The sequence below is a fragment of the Mesorhizobium sp. M7A.F.Ca.CA.001.08.2.1 genome (assembly GCF_003998455.1).
Taxonomy (GTDB): domain Bacteria; phylum Pseudomonadota; class Alphaproteobacteria; order Rhizobiales; family Rhizobiaceae; genus Mesorhizobium; species Mesorhizobium ciceri.
On the sequence record NZ_RZPW01000150.1, the window covers coordinates 1 to 10,036 of the forward strand.

Consider the following 10,036-nt stretch of genomic DNA (forward strand, 5'->3'; position numbering starts at 1 on the left):
ATACTGTTCGCGGCCGATCGACTGGATGGCACCGCGCACCACTTCGGCGGCGTAGGCGCCGACATTGAGGCCGAGCGCCAGCACGCCGGCCTGCAACGGGGTCAGCGAAATGCCGATGAAGGGCAGCACGAAATAGGCCCAGAACAACTGCACGAAGATCGAGGTGCCGCGGAAGAACTCGATGTAGGCGGTGGCCAACCAACGCAGCGCAAAGAAGCGCGACACGCGCCCCATGCCGGCGAGGAAGGCCATGATCAGCGCCAGCACCGACCCCATCAGCGTCAGCTCGATGGTGACAAGCGCTCCCTGCAATATCAGGCCGAAATAGCCGGACCACTGGGTCATTCGGTTTCCAACGTTGGGTTTAGCATCTTCTCCCCGTTTACGGGGAGAAGATGCCGGCAGGCGGCGCGAACTTGCGAAGGTTTGGCGCCGCCCCTCATCCGTCACTTCGTGACACCTTCTCCCCGTTGAACGGGGAGAAGGAAGGATCACTTCGCCGCGCAGAGCTTGTCGCGGCTGGTCGACATCGCGGCTGCCGCCGAGAAGCCGTAGGGCTCGATGATCTTGGCGAACTCGCCCGATTTCTTCATCTTGGCCAGTTCCACATCGAAGGCGTCGCGCAGTGCCTCGTCGCCCTTCTTGAAAGCGGCGCCGTCGCAATAGACCGGTGCGCCCTGCACCGGAGCGATGACTTCGAGGTTCGGATCGTTGGCCTTCTTGACCAGATCATTGATCGACAGGACGGGCAGCGAATAAGCGTCGATGCGGCCATCCTGGAGCATCTTCACGCCACTCTGGCCATCCGGCACGACGATGACGCGATCGCGTGGCACGCCGGCATTGAGCGCGAGCTTCTCCTCGGTGCCGCCGCCCGGCGCGCCGATGGTCGCAGTCGTATCCTTGGCGACATCCTCATAGCTCTTGAAACCCTTTGGATTGCCTTTCTTCACCAGCATCGCCTCGGCGTCGCACAGCACGGGTTCCGAATAGGCGACCGCAGCACAGCGCTCCGGCTTCATGAACAGGCCGGCGGTGACGACATCGAAGCGACCGGCCTGCAGGCCGGGGATCATGGCGCCATATTCGGAGATCGAAGCGGCAACGTCGGCGACGCCGAGCCGCTTGAATATCTCGCGGGCCACATCAGGCGCGGCACCCGAAACCTTGCCGTCGGCGGCGACCGCCGTATAGGGCGGCTCGTTGGCGATGGCGAGGCGGGCGAAACCTTGCGCCTTGAGCTGCTCGAGCTTGCTGTCATCGGCCGAACCGGGGATCGAGGCGGCCAGCACCGCCGTCAGTGCAAGACCGGCAACGCCGGCCAGAATGCCAAGTTTGTTCATTGTTCCCAACTCCTTGTTTCTTGTCTTGCTTTGTTGCATGGCGGCCCTCGCCGCCTCGGGACGACTTCGTCGCCCTGGGCATTGCGGTCAGACCCGATGTCCGGCCGCGATGATCTTCTTCAGGAAACCTTGCGTGCGCTCCTGCTTGGGATTGCGGAAAATCTCGTCCGGTTTGCCTTCTTCGACGATCCTGCCGCGATCGAAGAACAGCACCCGGTCGGCGAAATCATGGGCAAAGCCCATCTCGTGGGTGACCAGCAGCATGGTCATGTCGGTCTCGGCGGCGAGCTTGCGCATGACGTTCATCACCTCCTCGACCAGCTCTGGATCGAGCGCCGACGTCACCTCGTCGAACAGCATGATCTTCGGCGACAGCGCCAGCGCCCGAGCGATCGCCACGCGTTGCTTCTGCCCACCGGACAGCTGCGCCGGCATGTTCTTGGCCTTGTCGGCCATGCCGACCATTTCGAGCAGTTCCATCGCCCGCCTTTCGGCGGCGGCACGCGGCGTGCCCTTGGTCAGCATCGGCGCCAGCGTGACATTGTCCATGACGCACTTGTGCGGAAACAGGTTGAACAGCTGGAACACCATGCCGATCTTCTGGCGCATCCTTGTCAGATGCCGCTCATCGGCGGGCAACAGCTGGCCATTGCGCTCCATGTGATAGAGCTGCTCGCCGTCGATCTGGATATGACCGCCATCGATGCGCTCAAGCGTCATCAGGATGCGCAGGATCGTCGTCTTGCCCGAACCCGACGGGCCGATCAGTGCCAGCTTCTCGCCGGGCATGACTTGCATCGACAGGCCGTCCAGCACCTTGAAGCTGCCGAAGCTTTTCGAGATGCTGTCGATCTTGATGATGGGCGCTGGTGCGGACAAATGTATTTCCCCGTGCTGGAGAAGCCTATACCCCTTAACGATGCGGAACGCGCCAAATCATGTCAATTGGGAAAATAATATCATGACAATTATTCTGATTCCGCACAATTTCCGGGCAAACCGGACCTAGATTGCGAGCAGCAGATGCTCCGGATCGCCAAGCAGCAGCTTGGTGACAACGCCGAGGCCGGCGCGCAGTTCCCCCTCGGTGGTCGAACCCAGCGAGATACGCACCGCCGGGTGCCAGGGCGCACCCGAAATACGGAAGGATGTTCCGGGCGCGATAGCCACGCCTTGCAGGCGGGCCTGGGCGACAAAGCTTTCCTCGGCACGGTCCGCGGGCAGTTGAAGCCAGACATGCAGCCCGTCTCGCCGGGCGCGATAGTCGACCCCCGCCAGCACCTGCGCTGCAATATCCTGCCGGCGCCGCAAAGCCGCGCGCTGCCAGTGGACAAGCTCCATCGCCGTGCCGTCGGTCACCCATTTGGTGGCGATCTCGGCCACCAGCGGCGTCGCCATCCAGTTCGAAACCAGATGCCGGTTGGCGACGGCGGCGACGTAGCGGTCGGGTGCGGCCAGATAGCCGATGCGCAGGCCGGGCACGGTGATCTTGGTGAAGGAGGTGACGTAGAGCGTGCGCTCCGGCGCGAACGCGGCAACCGGCGGCGGCCGGTCTTCGACCAGCGGACCCAGCACATCGTTCTCGATAATGGCGATATCGTGCTTGCGCGCGACCGCCGCGATCTCTTCTCGCCGCCGCGCATCCATCAGCGTCACCGTCGGATTGATGACCGAGGGCTGAACGAAGACCGCGCGGATGTCGGAAAGCCGGCAGGCCTCGTCCAGCGCTTCCGGAATCAGGCCGTTGTCGTCGATCGGCAGGCCTTCCAGGTTGAAGCCGAGATAGCGTGCCAACGGCACCAGCGTATGGTGGCCGATCGCCTCCGTGGCGACCGTAGAGCCCGGCGGCGCGACGCTCATCAGCGCCACTGTCATGCCGGCGGTGGCGCCGTTGGTCAGGCTGACGTTCTGCGGCGATGCATCGAGGCCGCACAGTCTCAACCATTCGACGGCGACGGCGCGGTGGCGGGGAAACACCATGTTGGGCCGGAACGAAAGTGCTGAACTCGACGGCAGGTTCTCAGCCAGCCATCCCAGTGCCTGCTTCAGCCGCTCAAGATGCATCGGCTCGCAGACCGGTTTCAGGATCGAAAGGTCGATGACTTCACCGAGCCGCTCCGGCAGATAGGGCGGCTCGGGCTCGCGGCGCTGCGTCTGGACGAAGCTGCCGCGGCCGATCTCGCCCGAAATCAGGCCGCGCCGGATCAGTTCCTCATAGGCGCGGCTAACCGTCTGCACCGAAAGCTTGAGGTCGTCGGCCAGCCTGCGATGGGTCGGCAACCGCGCGCCATTGGCAAGGCGTCCGTCATGGATGGCGCGCGCGAACTGGTCGGCCAGCGACTGATAGGCCGGCCGCCGGATAAGCGCGGGATCGGGTTGCCACAATGTCATGACTTATTAGAGATCGAAATCAGTGCAATTGACAATCGAAATAATGCGCCGTCATGGTATTCGGACGAAAAAGTGAGCCCTGATGACATCAGCGAAACTCGACCCGATCGACCTGAAAATCCTCGACGCCATCCAGCGCGACGGGCGCATCACCAAGCTGGCGCTGGCCGAGCAGGTCGGCCTGTCTCCGACGCCGTGCTGGATGCGGTTGCGCAAGCTGGAAAAGGCCGGCATCGTCTCGGGCTATCACGCCAGGATCGCCATGCGCGTCGTGGCACCCGTTGCCACCGTGCTGATGGAGGTGACGCTGGCAAACCACCGCCAGGCCGATTTCGACCGCTTCGAGCGCGTTATACGCGATGTTCCCGAGATCGTCGCCTGCTGGTCTGTCGGCGGCGGCGTCGACTATCTGTTGAAAGTAATGGCGCGCGACATCGACGCCTATCAGCGGCTGGTCGATGGGTTGCTGGACCGCGAGATCGGCATCGATCGCTACTTCACCTACATCGTCATCAAGACCGTGAAGGACGAGGTGGCGCTGCCCATCGCAGAGCTTTTGCCGGCGTCGTCATAGGAGCGGAGAGATTCTCTCGCCGGGCAACCCGATAGAGAGAGTCTCTCTACGTCAGGACTTCCAAACAGCCTCTCTATCTGCATCGGGCGGATAGTCTTCCCTTATCAGTCCGAACCGGGAGGCTTTGACCATGTCCGCGCATTTCGCCCGCTCGCATCGCCATGAAGCGCTCGACGGCCTCGCCGACCGCCGGCTGCTGCGCGAACTCGCCTATGTCGATGGCCACTGGACCGCAAGCGAGGCTGCCGAAAGCTTCGAGGTCACCGATCCGGCCACCGGCACGACCGTCGCTTTCGTCGCCGCGCTCGATGGCCGGCAGACGACAAAGGCGATCGATGCCGCGGCGCGCGCCTTCCCGGCCTGGCGGGCGCTGTTGCCGCAGGAGCGCTCGAAAATTTTACGAAAATGGTTCGAGCTGATCGTCGGCGCCAAGGATGATCTGGCTCTGCTGATGACGCTTGAACAGGGCAAGCCACTGCAGGAATCGCTGGGCGAGATCGACTACGCCGCCTCCTTCGTCGAATGGTATGCCGAAGAAGCAAAACGCCTGAACGCCGAGAGCGTCACCAGCCATCTGCCGAACGCCGAGATGATGGTGCGGCGCGAGCCGCTCGGCGTCGTCGGCGTCGTCACGCCGTGGAATTTTCCGTCGGCCATGCTGACCCGTAAGGCAGCCGCCGCCCTTGCCGCCGGCTGCACCATCGTCGCGCATCCGTCCTCGGAAACGCCGCTGTCGGCGCTGGCGCTGGCCGAACTTGGCGAGCGCGCCGGCCTGCCCGTGGGCGTCTTCAACATCGTCACCGGCAAGGCTTCGACGATCGTTGGCCGGATGTGCGATGATCCGCGCGTGCGTGCCATGAGCTTCACCGGCTCGACCGAGATCGGCCGGCTGATCGCCGCCCAGAGCGCGCCGACCATGAAGCGGCTGGTGATGGAGCTTGGCGGTCATGCCCCGCTGATCGTCTTTGCCGATGCAGATCTGGACAAAGCGGTTGATATCGCCATCGACGCCAAATTCGCCACGTCGGGCCAGGACTGCCTCGCCGCCAACCGCATCTACGTCCAGCGTCCGATCTACGATCGGTTCTGCGCCGCCTTCGCCAAGCGCATCGAGACGCTGCGGACCGGCAATGGCCTAGCCGAGAAGATCGACATCGGGCCGCTGATGCATGAGCGCGCCATCAAGAAGGTGGAGGAACAGGTCGCCGATGCCATCGCTCACGGCGCGCGCTGCCTCACCGGCGGCAAGCGGCACCAGGCCGGCCCGCTGTTCTACCAGCCGACGCTGCTGGCCGATGTCAGTGACGAAGCGCTGATCATGCGCGAGGAGACGTTTGGCCCGGTTGCCGCCGTGACGCCGTTCGACAGCGAGGATGACGTGATTGCCCGCGCCAACGCCACCGAGTATGGCCTCGTCGCCTATGTGGTGACCGAGAATGGTGGCCGGCAGCAGCGCATGGGCCGCGCGCTCGGCTACGGCATGGTCGCCATCAACCGCGTCAAGATCACCGGCGCGCCGATCCCGTTCGGCGGCGTCAAGCAATCGGGCATCGGGCGCGAAGGCTCGCGCCACGGGCTCGAAGCCTTCACCGATCTGAAGTATCTCTGTCTGGACGTCGCCTAGGTTCGTCCTGCCATCCCTCAAGGAGTTAAAAAATGCTCGACCAGTCCAACGAACTCGCCGCCTGGGATCGCGACCACTTCTTCCATCCCTCGACCCATATGGGCACGCATGCGCGGGGCGAAAGCCCGACACGCATCATGGCCGGCGGTCAAGGCGTCACCGTGTGGGACAACAATGGCAGGAAGAGCCTCGATGCCTTCGCCGGGCTCTATTGCGTCAATGTCGGCTACGGCCGCCAGAAGATCGCTGACGCCATCGCCGCCCAGGCGAAGAACCTCGCCTATTACCACGCCTATGTCGGCCACGGTACCGAGGCCTCGATCACGCTGGCCAAGATGATCATCGATCGCGCGCCGCAGGGCATGTCGCGGGTCTATTTCGGCCTCTCCGGTTCGGATGCCAACGAAACCAACATCAAGCTGATCTGGTACTACAACAACGTGCTCGGCCGGCCGGAGAAGAAGAAGATCATTTCGCGCTGGCGCGGCTATCACGGCTCGGGCGTGATGACGGGATCGCTGACCGGGCTCGACCTGTTCCACAACGCCTTCGACCTGCCGCGCGCGCCGATCCTGCACACCGAGGCACCCTACTACTTCCGCCGCGCCGACCGCTCGATGAGCGAGGAGCAGTTTTCGCAGCATTGCGCCGACAAGCTCGAGGAGATGATCCTGGCTGAGGGCCCGGAAACCGTCGCTGCCTTCATCGGCGAGCCGATCCTCGGCACCGGCGGCATCGTGCCGCCGCCGGCCGGCTATTGGGAAAAGATCCAGGCGGTGTTGAAGAAGTACGACGTGCTTCTGGTCGCCGACGAAGTGGTGACGGGCTTCGGCCGACTGGGCACCATGTTCGGCTCCGACCATTACGGCATCAAGCCGGACCTGATCACCATCGCCAAGGGCCTGACATCGGCCTATGCGCCGCTGTCGGGCGTCATCGTCGCCGACAAGATGTGGCAGGTGCTGGTTGAGGGCTCCGACAAGCTCGGTTCGCTCGGCCATGGCTGGACCTATTCGGCACATCCGATCTGCGTTGCCGCCGGCGTCGCCAATCTCGAGCTGCTCGACGAGATGGATCTTGTGACAAATGCCAAGGAGACCGGCGCCTATTTCCGCGCCGAGCTGGCCAAGGCGGTCGGCGGCCACAAGAATGTCGGTGACGTCCGCGGCGACGGCATGCTGGCAGCGGTGGAATTCGTTGCCGACAAGGACGACCGGGTGTTCTTCGACGCTTCGCAGAAGATCGGACCGCAGGTGGCGACAGCGCTTGCCGCAAGCGGCGTCATCGGCCGCGCCATGCCGCAGGGCGACATTCTTGGCTTCGCGCCGCCGCTCTGCCTGACCCGCGAGGAAGCCGACATCGTCGTGTCGAAGACCGCCGATGCGGTCAAGAGCGTGTTTGCCAATCTCTGAGATCGACTATGAATGCCATGACCAGAACCCTCCCCGCCACCATGGCCGCCGTGCTGCTTGTCGGGCACGGCGGGCCGGAAAAACTCGTCTACCGTAGCGATGTGAAAGTGCCCGCGCCTGCGCCAGGTGAAGTGCTGGTCAAGGTCAGCGCTTGCGGCATGAACAACACCGATGTCTGGGTGCGCCAGGGCGCCTATGGCACGGAAGAGGATGCGGCTGCCGTGTCGACATGGCGACGCCAGGGCAACACGCTTGTTTTCCCGCGCATCCAGGGCACCGACACCGTCGGTACCATCGCCGCCGTCGGCGAAGGCGTGTCGCCGGAGCGTATCGGCGAACGGGTGATGGTCGATTTCTCCATCTACAATCGCGACGACGATTCGCTCGCCGACATCGACTATATGGGCCACGGCCGCGACGGCGGCTATGCCGAATATCAGGCCGTGCCGGCCGAGAATGCGCATGTCGTCGATACCGACATGAGCGACGTCGAACTCGCCACCTTCTGCTGCGCTTACCTGACCGGCGAACAGATGCTGGAGCGCGCCGGCTTGAAGGCCGGCGAGCGCGTGCTGGTCACCGGCGCCTCGGGCGGCGTCGGCTCCGGCATCGTACAACTGGCACGAGCGCGCGGCGCCATTCCCTATGCCGTCGTCGGCAAGGGCAAGGAACAGGCGGTGCTGGACATCGGCGCCGAGGCGGTCATCACCCGTGGCGTCGCAGACCTGCCGCAAGCCGTGATTGAAGCGACCGGCGGCCAACCGATCGACGTGGTGGCCGACCTGGTCGGCGGCGCGATATTCAACGACCTCTTGCGTATTCTCAGGCCCGAAGGCCGCTACACGACCGCGGGCGCGATTGCCGGTCCGGTCGTGCAACTCGATCTCAGGACGATGTATCTCAAGCAGTTGCAGTTGCATGGTTCGAGCCAGGGCACGCGCGCGGATTTCCGTCGCATCGTTGGTTACATCGAGGCGAAGAAAATCCGGCCGCTGGTCGGTGGCGTCTACAAGCTCTCCGATTTCCACCATGCGCAGGCGGATTTCATTGCCAAGGATTTCGTCGGCAAGCTGGTGGTGGTGCCGGATGCCATGTGGGGTTCGGCTGGCTGAACACTCTATGCCTCAACCCTGCTGGGCCGCCCTCAACAGCATGCCGAACAGGTCGCGCGGTTCGTCGGGGTCGGCCAGCATGTCGAGTTCCTGGTAGAGGCCGGTCGACTTCAGCTGATCCCTGACATAGCGCAGCGCCGAAAAATCCTCGATGGCGAAGCCGACCGAATCGAACAGCGTGATCTGGCCGGAATCGCGCCGGCCTTGCACGGCGCCTGACATCACCTGCCACAGCTCGATCACCTCATGATCCGGCGCAAGCTGCTGGATCTCGCCCTCGATGCGGGTCTGCGGCGGGTATTCGACGAAGATGTCTGAGCGCAGCAGGATATCGCGATGCAATTCGGTCTTGCCGGGACAGTCGCCGCCGACCGCGTTGATGTGCACGCCGGAGCCGACCATGTTGTCGGTGAGGATGGTGGCGTACTGCTTGTCGGCGGTGACGGTGGTGATGATGTCAGCCCCCTCGACCGCCTCCTGCGCGGTGCCGCAGGCGACCATGTCGAAGCCGAGACCGGCGAGATTGCGGATGCATTTTTCGGTGGCCGAGCGGTCGATATCGTAAAGCCTCAGCCTGTCGACGCCGAGCAGCGCCTTGAAGGCCACCGCCTGGAATTCGGCCTGGGCGCCGTTGCCGATCAGCGCCATGCAGCTGGAGCCGGCCGGCGCCAGGTACTTGGCGGCCAGAGCCGACATCGCCGCCGTGCGCAGCGCCGTCAGGATGGTCATTTCGGACAGCAATACCGGGTAGCCATTGTGGACGTCGGCGAGCATGCCGAAGGCGGTCACGGTCTGGCGTCCCTCGCGCATGTTCTTGGGATGGCCGTTGACATATTTGAAGCCGTAGACCTCGCCGTCGCTGGTCGGCATCAGTTCGATGACACCCTCGGCGCTGTGCGAGGCGACGCGCGGCGTCTTGTCGAACAGCTCCCAGCGGCGGAAATCATCCTCGATGTAGCCAGCGAGTTCGACGAGGAAGCGTTCGACGCCGATCTTCAGCACCAGCTTCATCATATGGTCGACGCTGACGAAGGGCACGATGTTGAGATTGGGGATCATTGTTCTTTTCCTTGCCGCATGCAGGCGGTCAGTCCTGGCGATGCGCGTTGTGCGCCTTCATCATCGTTGCCAGCGCCGGATCGTTTTGCTCCAGCACCCTGATGGCTCCGCCTGTGTCGTAGAGGCGCTCATCCTGGCCCATCTTGAACTTGGCTTCGAGCCGCCCGATCGGCAGGTCAAACCCTATGATACCAGGTATGCGCCGCTCCATGCCGCCTGGTCCGAGCTCACGCATGCGCCAGCGATCGTCGCGATCCTTCTCCAGCACGTCGACAAGCTGCAGGAGATGCCGGGCGGTGCCGTGATCGTCGAGCGGCACCGGATGCCCATGACAATGCACGACGGCAAAGTTCCAGGTCGGCGCGCTGTCGCGCACCGCATTGCGCGGATACCAGGACGGCGACATTGTCCAGGGCAAAGCCCGGTGCGGCATCGGCAAAGGCCTGCGGCGACAATGTCTCGATGCGCGCGCCCTCGCCGCGGATGCGCTCGGCTGCTGACGTCCAGCTCGCCTTGTTGTC

General features: G+C 63.8%; 10 protein-coding genes. 4 read left to right on the forward strand and 6 right to left on the reverse strand.

What is annotated here, in order from left to right; genetic code table 11:
* The 4 genes from EN914_RS11620 to EN914_RS11635 all read right to left on the reverse strand — a co-directional run.
* Positions 1–345, reverse strand: a 345-nt coding sequence (locus tag EN914_RS11620; RefSeq protein WP_164778716.1) for an ABC transporter permease subunit, incomplete at its 3' end; no start/stop codon positions are given.
* A 146-nt stretch (positions 346–491) separates the two neighbouring features.
* Entirely contained in the window at positions 492–1,343 is an 852-nt protein-coding gene (ehuB, locus tag EN914_RS11625; RefSeq protein WP_013530327.1) for an ectoine/hydroxyectoine ABC transporter substrate-binding protein EhuB, read from the reverse strand.
* Between the two features lie 87 nt (positions 1,344–1,430).
* On the reverse strand, positions 1,431–2,222 hold the full coding sequence (ehuA, locus tag EN914_RS11630) for an ectoine/hydroxyectoine ABC transporter ATP-binding protein EhuA (protein ID WP_024502311.1): 792 nt from the start codon (positions 2,220–2,222) through the stop codon (positions 1,431–1,433).
* A 126-nt stretch (positions 2,223–2,348) separates the two neighbouring features.
* Positions 2,349–3,734, reverse strand: a complete 1,386-nt coding sequence (locus EN914_RS11635) for a PLP-dependent aminotransferase family protein (RefSeq protein ID WP_024502310.1) — start codon at positions 3,732–3,734, stop codon at positions 2,349–2,351.
* Between the two features lie 82 nt (positions 3,735–3,816).
* On the opposite strand from EN914_RS11635, the gene EN914_RS11640 reads away from it, so the two are divergent.
* The 4 genes from EN914_RS11640 to EN914_RS11655 all read left to right on the forward strand — a co-directional run bounded on the left by EN914_RS11640 (position 3,817) and on the right by EN914_RS11655 (position 8,456).
* Entirely contained in the window at positions 3,817–4,308 is a 492-nt protein-coding gene (locus tag EN914_RS11640) for an Lrp/AsnC family transcriptional regulator (RefSeq protein WP_013530324.1), read from the forward strand.
* 130 nt (positions 4,309–4,438) lie between these two features.
* The gene (locus EN914_RS11645; RefSeq protein ID WP_024502309.1) at positions 4,439–5,932 is read left to right on the forward strand and encodes an NAD-dependent succinate-semialdehyde dehydrogenase; all 1,494 of its coding nucleotides are present in this window, start codon (positions 4,439–4,441) and stop codon (positions 5,930–5,932) included.
* 32 nt (positions 5,933–5,964) lie between these two features.
* Positions 5,965–7,344, forward strand: a complete 1,380-nt coding sequence (locus tag EN914_RS11650; protein ID WP_024502308.1) for an aspartate aminotransferase family protein — start codon at positions 5,965–5,967, stop codon at positions 7,342–7,344.
* 8 nt (positions 7,345–7,352) lie between these two features.
* Positions 7,353–8,456 (forward strand): alcohol dehydrogenase family protein, encoded by a 1,104-nt coding sequence (locus EN914_RS11655; protein WP_013530321.1) that lies wholly within the window; start codon positions 7,353–7,355, stop codon positions 8,454–8,456.
* Between the two features lie 12 nt (positions 8,457–8,468).
* On the opposite strand, the gene EN914_RS11660 is transcribed toward EN914_RS11655, so the two are convergent.
* On the reverse strand, positions 8,469–9,515 hold the full coding sequence (locus EN914_RS11660; protein WP_024502307.1) for an ornithine cyclodeaminase: 1,047 nt from the start codon (positions 9,513–9,515) through the stop codon (positions 8,469–8,471).
* A gap of 28 nt (positions 9,516–9,543) precedes the next feature.
* Entirely contained in the window at positions 9,544–9,921 is a 378-nt protein-coding gene (locus tag EN914_RS11665) for an FMN-binding negative transcriptional regulator (RefSeq protein ID WP_024502306.1), read from the reverse strand.
* Positions 9,922–10,036 lie beyond the last annotated feature (115 nt).